The 21411-nt window shown below is 68.0% G+C and carries 20 protein-coding genes; 18 read left to right on the forward strand and 2 right to left on the reverse strand.

All coding sequences use genetic code 11. From position 1 onward, the window contains the following. Window positions 1-18: 18 nt before the first annotated feature. The 15 genes from Q9G87_RS03705 to Q9G87_RS03775 all read left to right on the forward strand — a co-directional run bounded on the left by Q9G87_RS03705 (window position 19) and on the right by Q9G87_RS03775 (window position 16823). Window positions 19-1686: a major capsid protein gene (locus Q9G87_RS03705; protein ID WP_305914726.1), complete on the forward strand. Its 1668-nt coding sequence runs from the start codon at window positions 19-21 to the stop codon at window positions 1684-1686. Between the two features lie 63 nt (window positions 1687-1749). After that, window positions 1750-2586 (forward strand): hypothetical protein, encoded by an 837-nt coding sequence (locus tag Q9G87_RS03710; RefSeq protein WP_305914727.1) that lies wholly within the window; start codon window positions 1750-1752, stop codon window positions 2584-2586. After that, window positions 2580-3005 (forward strand): hypothetical protein, encoded by a 426-nt coding sequence (locus Q9G87_RS03715; RefSeq protein WP_305914728.1) that lies wholly within the window; start codon window positions 2580-2582, stop codon window positions 3003-3005. Before Q9G87_RS03710 ends, Q9G87_RS03715 begins: the two co-directional genes overlap by 7 nt. A gap of 110 nt (window positions 3006-3115) precedes the next feature. Next, the gene (locus Q9G87_RS03720) at window positions 3116-5932 is read left to right on the forward strand and encodes a hypothetical protein (protein WP_305914729.1); all 2817 of its coding nucleotides are present in this window, start codon (window positions 3116-3118) and stop codon (window positions 5930-5932) included. Further along, window positions 5932-8283 (forward strand): hypothetical protein, encoded by a 2352-nt coding sequence (locus Q9G87_RS03725; RefSeq protein ID WP_305914730.1) that lies wholly within the window; start codon window positions 5932-5934, stop codon window positions 8281-8283. The genes Q9G87_RS03720 and Q9G87_RS03725 overlap by 1 nt, the downstream gene beginning before the upstream one ends. 282 nt (window positions 8284-8565) lie before the next feature. Beyond that, a complete protein-coding gene (locus Q9G87_RS03730; protein WP_305914731.1) occupies window positions 8566-9177 on the forward strand; it encodes a hypothetical protein in 612 nt (203 codons plus the stop codon). Between the two features lie 9 nt (window positions 9178-9186). Then, a complete protein-coding gene (locus Q9G87_RS03735) occupies window positions 9187-9810 on the forward strand; it encodes a hypothetical protein (protein ID WP_305914732.1) in 624 nt (207 codons plus the stop codon). A 94-nt stretch (window positions 9811-9904) separates the two neighbouring features. Then, window positions 9905-10843, forward strand: a complete 939-nt coding sequence (locus Q9G87_RS03740; RefSeq protein ID WP_305914733.1) for a hypothetical protein — start codon at window positions 9905-9907, stop codon at window positions 10841-10843. Window positions 10844-10846: 3 nt separating this feature from the next. After that, window positions 10847-11317 carry a hypothetical protein gene (locus Q9G87_RS03745; protein ID WP_305914734.1) on the forward strand — a complete coding sequence of 157 codons (471 nt, stop codon included), beginning with the start codon at window positions 10847-10849 and terminating at the stop codon, window positions 11315-11317. 906 nt (window positions 11318-12223) lie between these two features. Next, the gene (locus tag Q9G87_RS03750; RefSeq protein ID WP_305914735.1) at window positions 12224-13573 is read left to right on the forward strand and encodes a glycosyltransferase family 4 protein; all 1350 of its coding nucleotides are present in this window, start codon (window positions 12224-12226) and stop codon (window positions 13571-13573) included. A 235-nt stretch (window positions 13574-13808) separates the two neighbouring features. Continuing rightward, window positions 13809-14390: a hypothetical protein gene (locus Q9G87_RS03755; RefSeq protein ID WP_305914736.1), complete on the forward strand. Its 582-nt coding sequence runs from the start codon at window positions 13809-13811 to the stop codon at window positions 14388-14390. Between the two features lie 3 nt (window positions 14391-14393). Next, window positions 14394-15101: a hypothetical protein gene (locus tag Q9G87_RS03760; protein ID WP_305914737.1), complete on the forward strand. Its 708-nt coding sequence runs from the start codon at window positions 14394-14396 to the stop codon at window positions 15099-15101. Beyond that, a complete protein-coding gene (locus Q9G87_RS03765) occupies window positions 15101-15913 on the forward strand; it encodes a hypothetical protein (RefSeq protein ID WP_305914738.1) in 813 nt (270 codons plus the stop codon). Before Q9G87_RS03760 ends, Q9G87_RS03765 begins: the two co-directional genes overlap by 1 nt. An 11-nt stretch (window positions 15914-15924) precedes the next feature. Continuing rightward, window positions 15925-16485, forward strand: coding sequence for a hypothetical protein (locus Q9G87_RS03770; RefSeq protein ID WP_305914739.1), 561 nt, complete (start codon window positions 15925-15927; stop codon window positions 16483-16485). After that, on the forward strand, window positions 16482-16823 hold the full coding sequence (locus tag Q9G87_RS03775; RefSeq protein WP_305914740.1) for a hypothetical protein: 342 nt from the start codon (window positions 16482-16484) through the stop codon (window positions 16821-16823). The genes Q9G87_RS03770 and Q9G87_RS03775 overlap by 4 nt, the downstream gene beginning before the upstream one ends. Here the strand turns inward: Q9G87_RS03775 and Q9G87_RS03780 are convergent. Both Q9G87_RS03780 and Q9G87_RS03785 read right to left on the reverse strand, forming a co-directional pair. Then, a complete protein-coding gene (locus tag Q9G87_RS03780; protein ID WP_305914741.1) occupies window positions 16816-17043 on the reverse strand; it encodes a hypothetical protein in 228 nt (75 codons plus the stop codon). The two genes, Q9G87_RS03775 and Q9G87_RS03780, sit on opposite strands and share 8 nt — an antisense overlap. Before the next feature lie 4 nt (window positions 17044-17047). Further along, window positions 17048-17359: a hypothetical protein gene (locus Q9G87_RS03785; RefSeq protein ID WP_305914742.1), complete on the reverse strand. Its 312-nt coding sequence runs from the start codon at window positions 17357-17359 to the stop codon at window positions 17048-17050. 596 nt (window positions 17360-17955) lie between these two features. Between Q9G87_RS03785 and Q9G87_RS03790 the strand changes: the two genes are divergently transcribed. The 3 genes from Q9G87_RS03790 to Q9G87_RS03800 all read left to right on the forward strand — a co-directional run bounded on the left by Q9G87_RS03790 (window position 17956) and on the right by Q9G87_RS03800 (window position 21407). Next, entirely contained in the window at window positions 17956-19839 is a 1884-nt protein-coding gene (locus Q9G87_RS03790; protein WP_305914743.1) for a RiPP maturation radical SAM C-methyltransferase, read from the forward strand. Beyond that, window positions 19836-20432, forward strand: a complete 597-nt coding sequence (locus Q9G87_RS03795) for a DUF5825 family protein (protein WP_305914744.1) — start codon at window positions 19836-19838, stop codon at window positions 20430-20432. The genes Q9G87_RS03790 and Q9G87_RS03795 overlap by 4 nt, the downstream gene beginning before the upstream one ends. 537 nt (window positions 20433-20969) lie before the next feature. Further along, window positions 20970-21407 carry a hypothetical protein gene (locus tag Q9G87_RS03800; RefSeq protein ID WP_305914745.1) on the forward strand — a complete coding sequence of 146 codons (438 nt, stop codon included), beginning with the start codon at window positions 20970-20972 and terminating at the stop codon, window positions 21405-21407. Window positions 21408-21411: the final 4 nt, after the last annotated feature.

A 21411-nucleotide genomic window follows, 5' to 3' on the forward strand; every position in this document is an offset into this window, starting at 1 on the left:
AGGAGAGAGACCCAGCCCGTGGACCCGTTCGAGCTCCCCGAAGACATCACGCAGCTCGCCGACGACCAGCTCGCCGAACTCCTCGACGGCGCCGTCGCCGCGTTCGACGCCAGAAGCACCTCCACCACCGTCACCCCCGACGACCTCGCCCAGCTTCGCCGACTCGCGACCGCCGTCAATAACATCCGCGCTGAGCAGCAGACCCGGCGTGAGGCCGCCGCCCAGGCCGCCGCGGAGATCGACGCGCTCGCCGCCCAGGTCCGTGGCGGCAGCCAGGAGACCAGCGAGACCAGCCCCGACGGCGAGGAAGGCGACGCCGACGCCGACGACGTCGAGGCGTCCAGCACGCCCGACCCCGACCCGCAACCGCAGCAGGAGCAGGTGCTGTCAGCGTCCAGCGTCATCCCGCCACGCCGGCCCGCGCTCGACCTGTCCGGCGTCCGCCGCCGCCAGCCGCGCGTGCTGCCGGATCCTCCCGCCCCAGGCACGGAGATCACGGCGGCGGTGGACGTGCCTGGGTATGTGCCGGGCGCGCGTATCGAGTTCGACCAGATCACCGCCGGCATCATCTCCCGCGCCAACGCCCTCAAAACGGCGGGCGGCGGCGTCGGGCAGGTGATCTCCTACCGGCATCCGTTCGCCAAGGAGCTGATCGTCACCGACTCCTCCAGCGCGCCGGAGGGTACGACCGTCGCCATCACGGCCGCCAACCAGCGTCGCCTGCCGCAGGGTGACCTGGTCGCGTCCGGGGGATGGTGCGCTCCGTCGGAGATTTTGTACGACCTGGTGGACGTGGCGTGCCCCGACATGCTGTGGGACGCGCCGGAGATCCAGCTGTCCAGGGGTGGGCTGCGCTACTTCCTGACCCCGTCGTTGGATGTGGCGGCGCTGACGTGGGTGCACACCGAGGCCGACGACATCTCCGGCGCTGAGAAGCCCTGCTTCAAGATCCCGTGCCCGGAGCCGGTCGAGGTGCGCTGCGACGCGGTCGGTGTCTGTCTGGAGGCGGGCATCCTGACGCAGCGGCATTTCCCGGAGCTGATCAACTGGTACCTGCGCAACAGCATGGTCGCCCACGAGATCCGCATCCGGCAGGTGCTGTTCGACCAGGCCGTCGCCCAGGCGACCCCGGTCACCATGCCGGCGACCATGGCCGCCCTGTCGGCCGTGTACGCCGCGGTCGCGCTCCAGGCCGCCGACATGATCGAGCGGCACTCGCTGTGCGAGCGGATCAGCCTCGAGGTCGTCTTCCCCTGGTGGAGCCGCAACCTGTTCCTGGCCGACCTGGCGCGGCAGAACGGCGTCAACGTCTGCGACCTCAACCCGAACTGCATCCAGGACCTGTTCTCCACGCTCGGTGTGCGGGTGCAGTTCGCGCGTGGTCTGGCCCCGGCCGTCCCCGCCGACATCGGCGCCGCCACCCCGGCCACCGAGTGGCCCGCAGACCTGCAGTTCCTCATCTACCCGGCCGGGCAGATCCAGATCGGCCGGGGCGAAGAGGTCAACCTGGGCGTCATTCACGATTCGGCAAAGTTCAGCCATAACGATTACACCGCCCTGTTCGTGGAGGAATGTGTCGCCCTCGTGAACCGCAGCGTCGACACCCGGATCGTGACCGTCCCGGTCTGCCCGGACGGCGCGACCGGTGCGCAGCTGGAGATGGTCTGCGCCGCAGGCAGCAGCTGACCCCCTTTTCCGCCCGCAGCCCCGGCCCTCTGCCCGGCCGGGGCCGCCCCCGGATGAGAGGACGTGAGGCAGATGCCACCAGCCGGACTGCGCAAGCTCGTCAGTCCCATCCCGGGCTCGCCGTCGCCTCACGGCATCCTCGGGGGGTGCGTCGACATCGTCGACGTGTCCGACGAACATGAAATGCTCGGCACCGAATTTCTCAGTTTGTCCTGCTCGGGTGCTCACGATTGGAACTGGTGCCCCGATCCGGATACACCTCCCGGGCCGACAGAGAAGACCTTCGACCGGCCCGAGGTGTGCACCTTCCCCAGCATCACGATCTACGCGGGAAGCCAGTGCAGCACCATCGGCCAGTCGTATGAGGAGGCGGTTCAGCGAGCACGGGAACAGCTGCGCATGGGCGAGCAACGCGCGCTCGAGGAATGGTTCATGCGGGACGTGCTGTGCCCCATGGCCGAAGACCTCACGCCAGGTGCGGCGGTTCCCGTTCCTCAGGGCGTAGCGGCGCTTGAGGGCTGGCTCGCCGAGGCGTGGGGCGGACAGGGCGTCCTCCACATTCCCGCGGCTGCGGCTGCGCTCACGGGCTGCTGCAACGTGGTCCAACCTGATGGGGACTGCCCGCGGACCCTCATGGGCAACGGGGTCATCTTCGGCGCCGGATACGCCCTGAACGTCGGCCCGCCGGACTGCTCGCAGGCCCCGCCCGGCGAGGCTTGGCTTTACGCGACTGGGCCGATCCGGGTCCGGCGTGAGGCGCCGCAAATCGTCCCGGACACCGACGCCGAAAGTGTCCGCTACACCGTCAACCAGAGGTTCGTGCTCGCAGAGCGTTCATTCGTTGTCGAGGTTGCCTGCTGCCGCGCAGCGGCTATCCGAGTGAGTCTTTGCCCATGCTGATGATCATCGTTCAGCCTCCGCGTGCCCTCCGGGTCGAGATGGCCCGCTGGGCTGTGCAGCAGACCCCGAAGGTGCGCACCTGCTCCACCACGGAGTTCGCGGTGCCGGCGCACCTGTTCACACACATCCCCGAGGAGGTCCTGGCCGGGTCTGTCGTGGACGGCCAGCGGTATATCAGCCCCGACCCCCAACCGGAGCCCGCCGCAGTCGTTGCGCCGGGCCCGGCAGACCCCCCGCAGGAAACCCTTCATACAGCGCCCGACAACCCGCACACGGCCCACACAACGCCGCTCACCACCACGCCAGACACCACCACGCCAGACTCCGCGCCGTACCCGTGCGGAGCCTGCCCCCGCGAGTTCACCACCCAGCGCGGCCGAGACATGCACCGCCGCCAGGCCCACCCGGAGGTGGACTAGTGGCAGTTCAGCCCATTCCATGCGCATGCGGCGGCGGTGGAGGCGGGACCGGGGAGGCGTGCTGCGCGCCGTCGATCACGTCGACGCCGTTGTGCCGCCCGGACTGCACGATGGTTCTCCTCGTCGTCCGCTCCGGCTGCGCCGACTGCGGGGCGGCCCCGACGGAGCCGGAGGTCGTCGGCTGGGTCGATCCCGCCACCGGCACCTTCACCGCCGGGCCGCCGCCGGCGGACGCCGGGCCGTGCGAGGCGAATTGCGGCTGTGTCGACACGATCTGTGTGCAGCGGTGCGACGACACCACCGGCGATGGCACCGCGGACACCACGTACTCGGAGCTGTGGTGCGTCCACGCCGACGGCACCACGGATCTGCTCCTCACCTACCAGGACGACCCGAGCGTCCCGTACACTCCTGTCTCGCCGGTCGAATGCACCTATGCCTGCCCCGAGACCGAGACGATCACCCTGTGCGACGACACCGGCCCGTTCCTCAGGCGGTACACCTTCCTCAACGGTCAGGCCTCCTACGAGGACGTCGAGCTCGACGGGCAGACGCCGCACGTCGTCACCGGCACCGTCGGCATATGCGCAGGAGGTAGCGGCAGCGCGACCGGATGCGTGGACACCATCTGCGTCACCAGATGCGACGACACCGACGGGGATGGCCAGCCGGACGCCACCTATTCCGAGTTGTGGTGCGTCGCCGACGACGGCACCACCAGCCTGCTGCTGACCTACGCCGGAGACCCCTCGACGCCGTATGTGCCGGTGGCGCCGGTGCCCTGCGTGTACGGCACCACAGGGTCGACCGATCTGGTCCTGTGCGACGAGGCCGGGCCGTTCATCCGCCGCATCACGGTCACCGGCGGCGTGGCCACCGCCGAGGACTTCGAGCTCGACGGCACCACACCGCACGTGGTCACCGGCACGGTCGGCGTGTGCGCCGGCGAGGGCGGCGCGCCGTGCGCCGAGCAGACCACCCCCGCCGCGACGCTCGGCCTGTGCCTGCCGGGTGGAGTGCCCATCGCAGTTGTTCTCACCCGCGACTGCTCGGGCGTCGTCACCCAGGACGGATGGATCAACCTCACCACCGGCACCTACAGCGCGGGCGCCCCGCCGGCGGGCGCGGCCGCGTGCGGCGACTCCCGGGCGTTCGAGCTGACGGGCATCTTGTGCGACGTCGACCCGGCCACCGGCGACGTGCTCGGCCTGGTCCTGGTCGAGTACGAGTACAACCCCGACGGCTCCCTCGCGAGCGTGCGGCTGGTCGACCCCGCCACCGGCGACACCTACACCCTGCAGGGGGAGCTGCGGCACTGCCCGGCCGGCACCGCCCAGCCTGACCTCGACCTGGCCGTGCTGTGCGACGTCGCGGCCGACGGCACGACGACGGCGTTCCTGCGCGACTGGAGACGTGACGAGAACGGCGTCATCGTCGGGTACAGCGATTACTCGCTGGACGGTACCGCGTATGTTCCGGCCGGGACGGTCGGTACCTGCTCGGAGCCGTGCCGCAACACCAGCACGCTCCTGGTGTGTGATCTCCCCACCGATGGGGAGCCCGCCCCGGCCGTCACGGACACTGACCCGACCCCGTACCAGAACCTGCCCGGGGCAGACCCGGTCGCTGGCGGCGCGGCCGCGCTGTGGTCGGGCGGCAGCCTGACCATCCCACCCGACACCGCCCCCGCGGCGGACGGCAACCCGCAGCGGGTGCGTACCTTCGCCGCCACGGTGGCCGCGCCCCGCCCGGCGTGTGACACCGGCACCGCCACCGTCACCGCGGCCGTCCGGGTCGAACGCACCGGCCCGGACGATGGATGCGCAGGCACCGGCCGGTTCGACCTACGCATCGGCGGGACTGTCGTGGCCGCCGAAGGCGTCACCCCCATGAATGTCCCGGTCGGCACGGTGCAGACGCTCACCGTTTCCGCCCAGGCCCCGGCCGCCGACCTGGCGGCCGGCAACGTCGCCTTGTTCGGGCTGCTGGAGACCTACCACCTGGCTCCCACTTCCTGCCCCGGGGGCAGCAACCCCGACGGGGCCCGCATCGGCGGCTGGGTCCTCGACGAGTTCACCATCGACGTGGTGTTCGACCAGGCGGGCTGCGGCGAGCAGATTCTCGCCAACGTCGTCACGGACTGCGAAACCGGACAAGTCGAGTCCGTCACCTACACCACCCTCGACGGCGCCGAGTACGAGCCCACGGGCACCGTGGGCCAGTGCATCCCGGCCAGCGCCGCGCCGCTACCGTGCCCGGTGCAGCAGGTGATCGCGCAGTGCCGGTGCGACGACACCGACTCCGACGGCATCGGCGACACCGACTACGTGGAACTGCTCGGCGTCGACTGCGCCGGCACCCTCACCAGCCTGGGCACCTACACCGAGGACCTGAGCGCCCTCTATGAGCCGGTCGCGCCGGTCGCGTGCCCGGTGCAGGGCGCTCCCGAGCCGGAGTGCCCCCAGTATCTGCTGTCCGAATGCCGGTGGGACGACACCGACGGGGACGGCCTGGGCGATGTCGAGTATGTCGAGTTGATCGCGGTGAACGGCTGCACGGGCGCCCTCGCCTCGATCGGCACCTACCTGCCGGACCTGAGCGGCCCCTACACGCCGATCGCGCCCACCACCGAATGCCCGACCGAGGGTGCGCCGGCCGCCCGCGGCGTGCGGGCCCGCCGCGTCCAGCTCGGCCCCGGCGGTACGTGGGACGCAGCGACAGTGCCGCTGCTGCAGTCGGTCACCGCGACAGCTCATGGCGGAAACGCGCAGGTCACCACCATGGACGGCACGACCACGCTGTTCGCCGGCGAGAGCGTCACCTGGTCGATCGTGCGTGACGACGATGCCGCGCTGACCGGCCCCTTGACGATCACCGCGCAGACCGCGCCCGTCACGATCACGTACACCCAAGGAGTGCAACTGTAATGTCAAGTTGCTGCGGGCAGGGCCCGGTCATCATCAGCGGCGCCCCAGCCCCGCCTCGTGTCGACGTCGAGGCAGTTGTCCTCTGCGATGTCCTCGCGGACGGGACGGTCGCCGGAGTCGCCCTCGTCGAACCCATATACGACACCACCAGCGGTGACCGGATCGGCACGCGCACCGTGGACCCAGTCAGCGGCGCGGCCTACGTGCCGGCCGGGACGTTGCGGCCGTGCTCGCCGGACGGCTGCAACGCCACCACCACGGCGCAGGTGCTGTGCGACGTCCAGGCGGACGGGACCGCTGTCCAGTTCGTACGGGCGACCACATACGACTGCGAGGGCGCGCTCCTGGCCACCCTGGACCGCACCCTGGACGGTGCCGCCTACACGGTGACCGGCACCGTCGAGGTCTGCCCCACCGTCCCGGACTGCGAGCAACCGACGACCCCGACCGCGACCGTGGGTCTCTGCCTGAGCGATGGCACGCCCATCGCCGTGACCGTGGTCCGGGACTGCGAAGGCGTCGTGACCTCGGAGGGCTGGATCAACCTCGTCACCGGCGCGTTCTCGGCCGGAGCCCCGCCGGCCGGGACAGTCGCTTGCGGCGATTCCCGCTCTATCGAAGTCAGCGGGGTGTTCTGCGACCTCGACCCGGACGGCACGGTGCTAGGCCTGGTCCTCATCGAGTACAGCTACGCCGCAGACGGCAGTATCGACTCCGTCCGCCTGGTCGACGCCACCACCGGCGCCACCTACACGCCGCAGGGTGAGATCAGCGTGTGCCCGGCCGGGGTCGGGCAGCCCGAGCAGGACGTCGTCCAGCTCTGCGACGTCGCCGCCGACGGCAGCGTGACGCCGTTCATACGCGACTACCGCCGCGACGAGAACGGGGCCATTGTCGGCCGCAGCGACTACACCCTCGACGGTGCCGCCTACGCCCCCACCGGAACCGTTGGGGCGTGCCAGGCCGCGGAGGCCTGCCTGCACTGCGAGACGCTGCCCATGTGCGACGTGGGCCCGGCCCAACAGGTCACCCTCGACCGCACCCTGACGGACACGGACCCCACGCCGTACTTCCAGGCCTCGGACAACCTGTGGAAGGTGCCCTTGCCCGGCGGCGGCCAGGCGTTCTGGGACGGCGGGCAGCTGGTGTGGCCGGAGGGCACCGCGCCGCCACCGCAGCAGACCAACCAGCAGCAGCACCACTACATCGCCGCCCTCATCCAGGGCGCGCCGGTCGTGCCGCCGTGCCCGGCCGCGGACCCGCCGACCGAGGTCACCATCACGGCCACCGCGCACGTGGTAAACGACGGCCCGACGTTCGCGTACTCGACCGCCGGCGTGCTGCGCCTGCTCCAGGGCGGGACGCAGCTCGCGGCAAACCCCGTCTTCAACATCCAGGTGGGCGGGGCTCGGGACTTCACGCTCACGCACACCGTCACCTATGAACAGTGGCTCTCCGGTGAACTCGCGATCGAGCTGGACCTGGAGACATACACCCAAGGCGGCAAGGGGTGGACGTCGTCAGCATTCACCCTGGCCGCCACCGCCAACGTCACCAGCTGTTCCACGCCGTTCCTCCGGACGATCTGCCGGGACTGCTCAGGAGAGATCATCTCCACGACGGACACCACCCTGGACGGCGCCGCCTACACCCCGGTCGGCCCGATCAGCCCGGGCGCGTGCGAGGTCGGCGAGGACAGCCCGGCGTGCGCTGAGGTGGCCGTGGTGCCGCTGTGCGACGTCCAGGCGGACACCACGGTCCCGTTCCTGCGGCACGTCCAGCACGACTGTTCCGGAGCGGTCACGCGGATATGGGACACGGACCTGGACGGCGGGGACTTCCTGGCCTCCGGTGAGGTCACCGTGTGCGGGGGCCAGGAGCCCGGGTGCGCGAAGCAGATCATCGAGCGGTGCGGCTGCGACACCACCGCCACGGGCGAGGTCATCCCCTACACCGAGCTGTGGGCGGTCGACCCGTGCAACGGGGAGGCCCCGGTCCTCCTCGGCGCCTACCGCGACGGCGACCTGACACAGCCGTACACGCCCGTGAACCCCGGCGAATGCCCGGCCAGCATGGAGGAGCCGGAGCCGCTGCTCACCGGCGTCCGCCGCCTGACAGGGGATGAGGTCCTGAACCTGTCTGGCCTCCACCCCGGCATCCAGTCCGTCACGCTCACCGTTTTGGCGGGCCAGGGGACGGTGACCACTGACGACGGCACGGAGACGATCCCGGCCGGCGTCACGCTCTCCTGGTCGGTGTCCAAAGACTCCGACCAGGCGCTCACCACCTGGAGCGGCGGCAGCCTCGGTACGGGTTCGGACGTCCTCCTCCACTACACCTACAGGGGTTGATAAGGCATGGCTGGATCCTGCTGTGCGGGCCTTCCCGGCCCGCCTGGTCCTCCTGGGCCTCCGGGAACGCCGGGCGGCCCTCCGGGGCCTCCTGGCCCGCCTGGGCCGCCCGGGGAAGACGGGCAGGACGGTGTCACGCCGCAGTTCGCGGACACCTCGTGCATCGCGATCGACGGGGTCGGCTCCGCCGCGGCGCCGATCCGCGCGAGGCCGGTCATCCACCCGGCCGCCTGCAACGGCCTGACGTGCACCGCGAGTGGGCTGCTCGTCCCGGAGACGCGTGTGGTCGGGGACCTCGGCCCGGTGCCCGGACGTCTGGCGAGCAACCTGCAGTCCGTCGACGTCGTGGTCACGCCCCCGGCCGCCGCTACCGCGTGCCCCCAGACGTACACAGTCCAGGCGTACCTGACGCCGCTGCGCCAGTCGATCGGCAACGTCGCCGAGGTCAGCCTCCTCGGCACCCGGACGAATGCGAACTGGGTCAACACCGGGCTCGCCCTGGTCCTGCCGGACCCCGGCGAGTACCTGATCACCGGCGACATCCGCACCAACATCTGCGCGACCGTCGACGACCTGGGCGCCACCAACCTGTGGACCACGGTCCGGCTGCTGCACGTCCAATCCGGGGCCGTCGAGCTCGGCGGCAACCGCATCGGAGCACAGCACCAGTTCTCCAGCGCGCCCGGCACCCAGTTCCAGACGTGCCAGAGCGGCACAGCGCCGCTGACCGGGCTGGTCCGGGTGACCGCTGCACAGGCAACAAAGACCGTCCGCGTACAGGCCAAGCTCAACGGCGGCGGCCCCAACTTCGGCCTCACGGGCGGCTCGACCATCCAGACCAGCATCTTCGACGGTGCCAACAGCCAGCTGACATACGTCAAGATCGCCGACTAGGAGGCAGTGGTGGCAGGTTCCTGCGGGCGGGTGTACCGGATCGACCCGCGCATCGTCGACTCGGCGTGCAACGCCCTCACGCAGACGGCGGCCGGGCTCCTCGTGCCGGAGGCCCAGCTCCAGGCCGGCCCCGGCATCACGGTCACGCCGCCGGCGGACGGAGCATGCCCGGCCGTGTGGCAGGTTGCCGCAGACGGCTCGTGGGCGCAAAACGCGACGCTCACCTTCACCCACGTCCTGGACGGCGCCGACCGGGTCTATGAGCAGGTGACGGAAGTCCCCGCCATCACGATCCCGCGCGCCGGGGTGTGGGAGGTCGACTACAACGCCCGCGCCTCCGTGGCCATGCCTGCGGCCACGGCCGGGTCCGAGTACGTCACCACCGCGCTCTACAAGAACGGCGCGGCGATCGTCGGCAGTGAGGCCCTGATCATCGGCACCACCGGAGCGGGCAGCGCCAACCAGGCGACGGGCGGCCTCTCCTTCCTCCACTCCTTCGCCGCGGGCGACCTCGTGACGCTCTGGGCGTACCGCATCGGCCAGGCCGGAGCTGGGGCCGTCCACTCCAACGTGGACGGGCGTACGCGGATCTCAATGCACTGGATCGGCCCGGAAGGAGACACACCAGCATGAACGGCACGCACGCGCCCCTGCACCCCATCCCATACACGCACGGAGGTTCAGCAATGTCCGGTGTCCTCGTCTCAACCGCGCGGGAGATGTAGACGTGTCAGGAACCTCCGCGGGGCTGTCGATCGACTGCCCGCAGACGATCGCCTCGGAGTGCTGGAAGATCCCGGGCTACCGGTACGTCACCTACGACAACTCGGCCAGCACCCCGTGCGGTGTCTCCTCCATCGACGGCACCCCGGCCGGGATCTGTGACCGGCCGAACATCAAGGTCACGTCCTGGGTGATCAACGGGATCAACGTCGTCGCCGCGCCCTTCAACGACGGCTGGGACGAGTGCGGCACGCCGTTCCTGTCCGACCTGGCCGCATCCCTGAACACGTGGGATCCGTTCGCCGGCGGGTGGACGGTCGCCGTGTCGGACACCTGCGCCTACCACGTGCGCTCGCGGGCGCTGCCGCCCACGGGCACCGACTACGGCGTCCTGACCGCGGTCGACAACGACACCGGCGACGTCCTCACCTTCGCCCCTGCCGAGACCGTCGTCCAAGACCAGGTTTTCCGCCGGATCGTCGAGGTCGACTGCCAGGGGCAGACGTCCGTGCGGTGGACGAACGCCGCGGGCGCTACGGTCCCGGCCCCCAACCCGGCACAGATCGTCGAGTGTTCAGTCCAGGTCACCCCGGGCGCTCGGGTCACGCCCACGATGCGGATACGGCCACGGATCCAGCGCTACACCGGCACGGAGTCCTCGCCGAACTTCGACAGCCTCGGCTCCGACGTCCAGGCGGTCACGCTCACCGTCCTGGCCGGTGCCGTCCGCGTCCGCGCTGCAGGTTCCGGCTCCAGCAACGGCGGCGCGCCCACCGCGTACGCCGACGACGTCGCGGTCCCGGCCGGGGTCACGCTCACCTGGGGTGTCGACGGCGACTCCTACGATCTCGCCCTCGACGGCTCGCTCATCTTCACCGGCACGGCCGCGGGCGCCGACTTCATCGTCCACTGGACCGAACACCTCTACACGGACCAGGACTGACCCATGGGAACCTCCAGCAGCATCCGGATCAGCGAGCGGGGATACGCCGAGCTGCCCGCCATGGTCGACCTCGCAGGCACCGGCACAGGGGTGTGGGTGAACACGGGCCTTCAGCTGACGCTCCCGGTCGCCGGCACCTATCACCTCGACGCCAGCGTGCGGTCCGTGCTGAACGCCACGGACGGCACCAACGCATGGATCGGCGCCCGGCTGTTCGACGTCACCGCGGGCGCTGTGGTGCCCGACAGTGAGGTCCTGGTCCAGCAGATCGACACAGCCGTTTCCCCGGCCACGACGGTCGTCACCATCGGCACTAACCAGAACGCGCCGATCCTCATCCCGTACGCCGTGCCCGGCTCGCGGCTCGTCCGCCTCCAGGTCGTCAAGCACTTCAGCGGGCCCGCACCGTCTGTTGCCCGCGTCCAGTCCGACGGCAACGGGCGCACGACCTTGCGCTACGAGCGGATCGCATGAGCACGCGCGTCGATACTCCAGTGACACTTCGCGATCATCGGTGGAATCTGCGCTGGTAGTGGCAGCGTGTGGCGCTCACTTGATCGGCGTGAGCGCCACACCGAACGCTAAGTGTTGCGGTACAGGTTCCAGCCAACTCCGGGCGACAGCGACTTCCGACAGTAGTAATCCCTCCAGGGGTACATGGCCGTGTAAAGCGCATCTGCCGCATTGCATTTCTTCCAGGTGGCGTAGCCGCCGCGTACAAGGACATCTGCGCTGGCCGGAGCTGAACTGAGCAACAGCGTCATGCAAGTCGCTGCTGCCACTGTAGCCACCGTCAAGAATCGTCTCACGAAACACCCCTCTGGGCCGCGCAGTTTTAACTGTCACACCCTGCGCGGCGAATCTTTCACGGTGGGCAGTATGGGTCGGCTTCGGCACCCGGCCGCCACGCTTACGGCCGCCGGGAATGGATCACGTACCGCAGCTTAGGGAGCAGCGGTATAGGCGCGGTATGTCGCTGGTATGCGGTGTGGGCCATCACTTCCACTGCCAGCGTAGATTCCACCGATGATCGCGAAGTGTCACTGGAGTACTACTGAGTGCACCCTTCGTTAGAGCATGCCTAACTAATGGGGCCGTAGCCAGCGAGACGGGTGAAACCCGGTGCCGGGACCATCAGGCTTCGGCAGGCTTGCTCCCGAGCGGCCTGGCGATCTGGGCCATCATCTCGTTGAAGATGACCATCCAGCCGTCAGGGTCTACGCTGTGGCTCGCGGCTACCGCACGATCTTTGGTTGTCTTCACAAACTCCGAATGATCACGTGGTGGCCGTCGCCATGTGACCCCAACGCCTCAAGATCGCGAAGTGTCACTGGAGTACTAGGAGAGGTATCCGCATTGGGCATGCGCATCCTGGCGCTCATGCCGAGCTATGAGCAGCACGAGCACCTGCGGGCTATGGCCGCGGCCGGGCATGAGGTGCACGTCGTCACCACCGTCCGCAGGCGTGACAGCCCGCGCCAGGTGGACGGCGTCCGGGTGTGGCCGCTCGGCTACTGGTGGAGGGCTATGAAGGCGGCCCGCCCGGATGTCCTCGTCACGCATGCTGGTGATCGGCAGGCAGAGCGGCTCGCGGCACGCATGAGGGGCGTTCCGCGTCTGGTGCTGGGCCAGCCCGACGCGGACGTGGGCGAGTTCGAAGAGGCCTGCATCCGGCTGCTGCCCGCGCGCCGCCAGGCCGAGGCCCGCACCCCTGTCCCAGGCGATCCCCTCGCCGGCGAGCGGACCAAGGTGGTGGCGTGGATCCACTACGGCGTGCCGTACCGGCGTGCCGGGTCGGAGACGATGCTTCAGACGATGATGCGCGCGCTCAAGGACGCCGGCATGGGTGTGCTGGTGGTGTGCTCGTCGATGCCGGAGGCGCCGCCGTCGTGGGACGTGGACGGCGTCCCCTACATGCACCTGGGGCCGCACGCCGCCGAGCTGCTGGCCCGGGCCATGCGGCCGGACGTGATGGTCACGCACCACAACTACGCGGCGCGCGCTATCACTCTCGCCAAGGAAGTCGGGGCGCGGTCGGTGCTGCTGATGCACTCCGACCACGACTTCTCTGCCCGCTCCCTGTGGGCCGGCCCGGACCTGGTCGTCTACAACACGCATTGGGTACGGGCCTCTCTCGCCGCCCGCTATCTGGAAGTCGACCGTACTGCGTCGCTCGTGGTGCATCCCCCGGTGGGGCCTGACGAGCACCGCGCTCCGGTGACAGGGGATCGGGTGACGCTCGTCAATACATCAGGAGACAAAGGCGTCTACACGTGGCGGGGCGCCGCCCGCATGCTGCCGGAGTTGCCGTTCCTCGGCGTGACCGGCGCGCACGGTCTACAGGTGACGGCGCCGGTTCTGCCGAACATGCACGTGATACCGCAGACCTCGGACATGCGCGGCGACGTGTGGGCCCGCACCAGGGTCCTGCTCATGCCGAGCATCTACGAGTCGTACGGCATGGCCGCAGTGGAAGCGCTGGCGTCTGGTTTGCCGGTGATCGCGCACCCAACGGCTGGCCTGCGCGAGGCGCTTGGCGACGCCGCTGTGTTCATCGACCGCGACGACACCAAGGCGTGGGTCGCAGCCATCCGCGAGCTGTACCCCGCCGGGCCCCGCCGTGCCGCCGCTGTCAGCGCAGCGCTGGCCCGCAGCGCGTTCCTCACCGACCAGGCGCACACCGAACTGAAAGCGTGGGCCGAGGCCGTCCAACATCTCGCCGGCCGGTAGAGCGACTCGGCCCCCGCCAGGTGGGGCAGAGGCAGCCACCCCGACAGTCGGATCACTAAACTGGTAGTAGTCGCTGGTTCTGGGCCGGGCTTGCTTCGTTCCGAGGAGCCCGCCAGTGCCCTGCCCTCTGATCGCCAACGCCTCAACCCTGCGAGTCACAAGAGTCGATGGATGCGGTCGGCCCGTGTGCGGCGAAGACAATGCGTTCGTCACAGATTGTTTCGCCTCCGTCCAGATGGAGGCCAATGTCGAAGAGGGCGAGGACGTCGTCTTCAGGGCCGCCAACGGCCGCCAGTGCGGATACAAGAAGGGTTGCCCGTCCTTCAACGGCTTCGACACCACGTTGAACATCTTTCAGGCGTCTCCGGAGCTGCTGGAGATCCTCACCGGGTCGCCGGTCGTGTACGGGTGGGACGGAGAGCCGATCGGCTTCGACTCCTGCAGCATCCAATGCAATTCGGGGTTCGCTCTGGAGTTGTGGGCGGACGTGCTCGGCGAGGACGTTTGCCCAGAGGAGGACACCGGCGACGGCGCCTGGGTGTATTTCCTCCTCCCGTGGGTGACGAACGGCCTCCTGGGTGACCTTGAGGTGGGTAGCGAGGCCGTCACGCTCACCCTGACCGGGGCAACCCGCGCCGGCGGCCGCTGGGGTGTGGGCCCCTACGATGTGCTCGCCCAGGACGCCGCAGGGACGCCGGGCCCGCTGCTGACCCCGCTGGATGCTTCCTGTCACCGCAGGATGCTGGTCACGACGATCGCCCCGCCGGCCCCGTCGTGCGGATACCAGCCGGTCCTGTGCGACGCGTCGGCCTCCTGACCCGTGGCTGCCGACCTGGTAGTGCCGGTGCGGGAGGGAGCCCACAACCAGCAGTTGCGGTACGCGCTGCGTTCGTGGGCGGCGAACCTTCCGCACCGGCACGTGTGGATCGTCGGATATCGGCCGTGGTGGGCGGCCGGCGCCCGGCACATCCCGACGTCTCAGCGGGGCAACTCCCGGTACGTCAACACCACCATCGCGATGCGCGCGGCGTGCGAGCACCCGGAGGTGTCGGACCCGTTCATCTGGGCGAACGACGACATGTTCGTCATGCGGGCGCAGCCGTCGCCGTTCCCGGTGTTCCACCGGGGCCCGGTGCGTGAGCTTGAGGCGCACTTCGGGCCGCGGTCGACCGTGTACCTGGCGGCGATGCGGGAGACGCGCGCCTTCCTCGTGGGGCTCGGCTACGAGGACCCGATCTCCTACGAGCTGCACGTACCGCTGCCCGTGGAGAAGGCGGCCATGGTGAAGGCCCTGGAGGTCGGCCGTGGTCATGACGCGCACAAGCGCACCGTGTACGGGATGCTGGCCGGGATCGGCGGCACGCAGATGGCAGACGTCAAGGTGTCGCGCCGCGGGCCGCAGTTCGATGCCAGGTCGCCGTTCCTGTCGACGATGCCGGACAGCTTCGCTCACGGGCAGGTCGGCAAGTTCATTCGGGCCGCGTTCCCGGGGCGGTGCCCGTATGAGCAGGCGCGGAGGGGGCGCTGATGCCGCTCCAGACCTCGCCGTGTGCGCCGTGGCCGATCGAGCCCTGCTGCGACATTCCCGACGGGATGGATGAGGCCGAGGTCGAGCGGTGGCGCCTGGTCGCGAGCCAGATCCTTTTCCGCCTGTCCGGCCGACGTTACGGGCCTTCATGTGCCCTGACGATCAGGCCGTGCGGGCGGTCGTGTGTCGAGCAGTTGTTCCCGGCCGGCTGGTCGTGGCTGGGGCCGCAGTCGGGCGGCCGGGTGCCGTACCTCGGCGCGGATGGGGTGTGGCGGAACGCGGTGTGCGGGTGCCGTACGGACTGCTCGTGCACCGAGTTGTGCGAACTCGTCCTGGACGGCCCCGTGTTCGACATCCTCGAGGTCGTCGTTGATGGTGTGATGTTGCCGCCGGAGGCGTACCGGGTGGACTCGCCGAACCGGCTGGTCCGGCTGGACGGCGACTGCTGGGCGGCCTGCCAGGACCTGTCGGCGCCGCCGACCGAGCCCGGGACGGCGGCGGTCACCTACCGGATCGGGCTGCCGCTGGACGAGTCCGCGATAGCGGCCGCCTCGGAGCTGTTCTGCCACCTGGTGCGCGGGTGCGGCGGTTCGGGGTCGTGCGGCTGCCGGATGCCTGCGAACACGACGAAAGTGCAGCGCCAGGGCGTGACCGTGGAGATGGCAGACCTGGCCGAGATCTACGCCGACGGCCGCACCGGCATCCCCGGCGTGGACTTGTGGATCCGGAGCGTCAACCCGTACGGGCTCGCCTCGCCGAGCCGCGTCTTGAGCCCAGACCTGCCAACACCGCGGACGCATCAATGGCCATAGGAGCACTCGGCTTGCACGACGTCGCCGCAGCCGTCCTGGCGTGCGTGTGCGAGGCGCTCGATCGCACGGCGGCCGAAGTGGAGGGCCAGCCGGGTTGCCCGTGCCGCGCCTGCGTGGTGGCCGGCGCTCCGGCGTTCGACCAGTGCGAGGACCCGTGCTCGGGCGAGCCCGGCGGCCAGCTCACCGTGAACGTGGAGCGAGTCTGGCCATCGTCGTCCTTCCCTGAGGAGGACCGTGACGTACGCGGCGTCAAGGGATGCGCCCCGGTGCCGACGCTCGCCGCCGAACTCGTGATCACGTTGCTGCGGTGTGCCCCGATGCAGGATGAGGGCGGCTGCCCTCCCTCGTGCGAGGAGTTGGAGGCCGCCGCGCGGATCGTGCACGTCGACGCCGTCACCATCCTGAGCGCGCTGCAATGCTGCCTGCCCACCACCGCCGGCCGGCGCGGCCGACGGTATGTGATGGGCCGCACCAGGATCCTCACCCCGGAGGGCGGCTGCATGGGCGTCGAGGCCCGTGTCACCGTGGCGCTGCCTGGCATCTGCTGCCCGGACGGCGAGGTGTCGCCGTGAGCGTACGGGTGAACATCGACACCGCGGCGCTCCGCGGCATGGCGTACCGGCCCGGCAGCCCCCTCGTAACCGGATTGCACCGCAAGGTGCGCCTGGTCGAGACGCGCGCCAAGCAGCTGGCCCCGGTCGACACCGGCCGGCTGCGGTCCTCGATCCACACTCAAGGCCCCACTGCAGGGCCGACCGGGGCCCGGTTCGAGGTGGTCGCACCCGTGGCTTATGCGATGTGGGTCCACAAGGGATGGCGTGAGTACCGGCGCGGCAGCGGCCCCATCGTGCGGGCACGGGCTGGAGCGCGCCCGTTCCTGGCCGAGGCGCTGCGGCAGGTCTTCACCTGACCCCCGCAGCCTGGATATGGCGATACCAGGCCCGGCCGCCCGTTAACCCGCTCTTGTCCGAGGCCGAGGTGATGATGGTGGCGTCGATGTCGATGACGATCCATCCCCTCAGCCGTTTACCCGCGACCGTCAGCCAGGGGAAGCCGCTCGGGCGCAGGTGCAGCAGTTGCCAGACGTGTCGTCGTACCCTCGCCCTGGCCTTGGCGCTGCGCGTGAGCATCGCCTCATCCAGGCCGGCCAGCGTGCGGCGGGTCCGACGGCACGACCCCGAACAGCGCCGCCTGATGGGCTTGCAGCCGCTCGGCTTCCAGCACGCTCCGCGCGCCGCACACGATCGCCGTGGCCAGGCTGAGGAGCACGTGCGCGCGATCGCGCCAGGTTGTGCTCTGCCCGCCCGGCCATAGCCCGCCGAGCGCCTCCGTCAGCCCGACCCGGTCGGCGATCTTGTGCAACAGCACCGCGCCCGCATGCCCGACCAGCCCTTTTCCATCAGCGGTGACAGACAACCGCCGGTCCCACCCGGTACGCTCACTCACCAGAAAGGTGCACCTGCTTCTGCAGCGGATATGGCGTCGACACCCAAATCCTTGCAGGTCAGGGGCACCTTTTCTCATGATCTAGAACGCAGCTACCGCCTCGGCTGAATACTTGAGGCTAACCCGGCGGCATTGGATCATAGGTGGGTGAGTGCATGATGATCTTAGGCTCGCATACCACGGACATACCGCGGACATACCGCCCGTCACTACCCTCGCCAGGGACGGACAGCTGTTGACTGTCCATCAGGAGGTGTTCCGGAAGGAACGCCTTTGCTCGACGCCTACGGAAGGGGGTGCCCTGGGCCCGAGGCCGGGTCACGCTGGGCTCGAACGTACTCACGAGCGCCGTGTGATTGGAGTGGGAGATGGGATTCCATGGAAAAGGTAATTGTCGACAATGATCCGCAGGGCACTAGCGCGGAACCGTCCAAGTCGAACAATTCGGCCGACATCGCAATTGCCAGCGAATAGTATCAACTAATTCTGATATATGCTCGCCTCCGCGCAGGGGGATTGCGACGAGCCGCTATTGCTGCTTTGCGATCCCTCTCGTGCACTTTATATTCCGAGCTGCGGTCGACCAAGGAGAGGCGATGCGGATTACTCTTGCGTCCATGCCGTGGGCATCGATAGACACGCCATCTCTTGCATTGGGAATTCTCACTTCTCGACTTCAGGAAACAATGCCAGAAGTTGAGGTGGACACTCGCTTCGTCAATATCGAGTGCGCCGAGTGGATGGGGCGCATCATACCCGGATCCAACCGTCTGGACTATGACTTCTTCGCACTGCGGAGTTACTTCAAGGGGTGTGGTGACTGGATCTTCACCTCGGCCCTGTACGGCACGCGCGAGTGGAATATCGAGGGCTTCGCCGAGCAGATGAAGGGTAAGATCTCATCCCGGGACTACGATATCTGCATGCGCCTGCATGCCGGCGCTCCAGAGTTCATCGATGCTCAGGCCAAGTCAATTTTGGCTACGAAACCCGACATGGTCTGCTTCACCTCGACGGTTCAGCAGAACGTAGCTTCCCTGGCATTGGCGCGTCGGCTGAAAGAGATCATTCCAGACGTCCGTTGCGTCATGGGGGGCGCAAACTGCGACGGGGACCAGGGCGCAGGATTGCACCGCGCTTTCGAACAAATCGACTTCGTTGTGCGAGGTGAGGGGGAGCGAAGCTTCCCAGATCTCATACGCTGCCTCCTGACTGGCGCGGACCTCTCGGCAATCCCCGGGCTCTGCTGGCGGAAGGGAGACCAGTCGGTGGCTAACCCCATGTCGGACCGCCTCCTGACGCCTGCAGAGATGCCGACGCCCAACTACGATGCCTATTTTTCGCGCATCGAGACCACCAGCGTATCCTCCTGGTTCGAGCCACGGCTGGTGCTTGAGTCGGCTCGTGGATGCTGGTGGGGGGAGAAGCATCACTGTACATTCTGCGGACTCAACGGATCAGCCATGACCTTCCGCAGCAAGCCTCCGGAAGTGTTCACTCGTGAGCTGGAGTACCTGGCGAGACGGCATAAGGTCATGGACTTCTTCGTGGTCGACAATATCCTGGATATGCAGTACCTGAACACTGCCGTGCGTGAAATTGCGGAAGGAGATCACGACTACCGAATCCACTACGAAATCAAATCGAATATGAAGCTCCATCACCTGAAGCAGCTTCGTGACGCAGGAATAGTGTCTGTCCAACCGGGAATCGAGAACCTGAACGCGACTGTGCTGCGACTCATGGACAAAGGGGTCAGCGGGGTACAGAATGTTCGACTGCTGCGGGATGCGGAGAGCACCGGACTCTCTGTTATCTGGAACTATCTGTACGGATTTCCGGGCGAATCTGAAGATCACTACCTCCCCGTCATCGCCCAGCTTCCCTGCCTGCATCACCTGCAACCACCAGGAGGTGCGTCACGCATTGCGCTGGAGCGATTCAGTCCTTATTTCAACAAGCCTGAACTCGGGTTCTCGGTCCGGCGGCCTCACCGCCAGTACATGATGATCTACGATCTCCCCGATTCCGACCTCTACGACATCGCCTACCTCTTCGATACACCTGACATGGGAATCGAAGGCGGCGTGGCCGACTCGCTGATAGAAGCTCTTGCGCTGTGGGAACAACAGCACCAATTTAGCACTCTCGCCCATCAGGACGTTGGTGACGCCATTCTCCTCGCCAACACCAGGCCAAGTTTTGATTGGCGCCACGTCGAACTCCGAAACCCTGAGGAAATTATCCTCTTCCGCATGCTGGACCAGCCACGCACGGATGCCGCTCTGTGTTCCGCGCTGGATGACGTCAGCTCCCCCCTGGGCGCCGATGGCAGCACAACGGTCCGCAGGATTCTCGCAGAATGGCGACGGCTCGGCCTGATCTTCACCGACGATGGCCGCCATGTTCACGTGGCCACCACTGCCGAGAACCAGCAGCTCTGCAGAGTCGGCCGTCGCACGGATAAGGCCGCCTCATGACAGACACTCCCACACCGTTGCGAGCAGACTGCACTGACCGGCTGAAGGTCCGACTCCATAATCCTGACCCGTTTCCCGCGGGTGAGCTCTATCGCTCCGGTGTCCGTACCGTAGAACTTGACCAGCCTGTCGACCTGGTCGCACCCTCACCAGCGGATTGCCGGGGAATGGACATCGTGCGACTCGCAACCGCTCGTGGCATGCGGGTGATCTGGGAAATCCGCTCGATGCCTCCTTCAATTGGTGCCGATGCGCTGAGTCACCTTCATCCGCCACGCCGAATCCAGGGCCCTGATGGCGCGGAGAAGATCGCAGCCTGGTGGGAGGAGTTCTACCTCGGGCGCTGTTGCTGGAGACAAGGGCCGGGATTCTTGCAGATACGTGACCGTCGCAGCCGTCGACTGGTCAAATACACGCTGACCGAACCGGATCTGATAGCCGCTCTGCGCGAGCTCGATCAGGGAAATCACGGAGTTCCTGCCGAAGCCATCGGCCCTCTGATCGAGGAGGGGCTTGTCCTGGCGATGGGTGAGCTGTTCTGGCTGGCTCCCTATCGCATGGTCCGCTGGCCATTCCCATCGATGACGGTCTGAGTGAGTGCTCCCGAGGCTCGAGCCCGTTTTTAACGGCGTTCGGTCCATGCATAAAACGCGACTTCGCCTATATACATCACACTGCCGCAATTGGCAGTCGACGTGCTTCTCGGGCTTGTCCAGGATCCGTATCGAGTGTATTCAGCCCAGTATCCTGGGAAACCCGGGAACCATCCCGTACATCTTGCGCCTACGCGATGTTGTCCTGTTCCGGATGTGCACCGGCCGTGCGCGTATACTCCCGATACCTCAACGCTGCAGCCGCTTGGAATAGCAGCTGCTGGAGGCGCTAATGCAATAACTGCAGCCATGGTGGCCGCAGCGGCCGATACGCCAGCGAATGTTCTCCGAAGGAGCATGTTACCCCCGTCCTTTCGTTTTCCTTCCCGTCTTGATAGGCAACCATGGGGCCGTCATAATCCCGTCATAACTGCCGACCCCGCCTGTTATCGGGATGGGCGGACAGGCGCTCCGCTAGGCTCTCGGTCGTAGCTGCTGGTTATGGGCCGGGCAACCCTTCACCGGCGGAGCTATGCCATGGCGCGCAAATCCTTCCAACTCCAGACCGAACCCCACGTGGCCGAGATCGGCGACACCGAGCTGCTGCTGAGGCCCGAAGTGATGGGCGATGAGTTCCTCGACATGCTCGAAGAACTCCAGGCCACCTACCGAGACCTGGGCGTGGACCTGGGCAACGTGGCCACGCTGAATGCCGAGCAGCTCAAACCCGCCGTGGCGGCGGTACGACGGTTCCTGGCCGAGTTCATGCTGCCGGAGTCAGCCGAGCTGTTCGCCGGCATGCGGCTGCCGGATCGGATCCTGGTGCAGCTGCTGGAGTGGGTGATCGAGATCTACGGCGGTGGGAGCCGCCCTACTGGGTCGTCCTCCGGCTCTGCCACTCCATCGCCGCCTCCTGGGAGTCGTGGCTCGGCCAGCTCGCGCTCCAAGGCGTCGACCCGCGCGCGTGGCCGCTGAGGAC

The organism is Nonomuraea turcica (genome assembly GCF_030718205.1).
Classification (GTDB): domain Bacteria; phylum Actinomycetota; class Actinomycetes; order Streptosporangiales; family Streptosporangiaceae; genus Nonomuraea.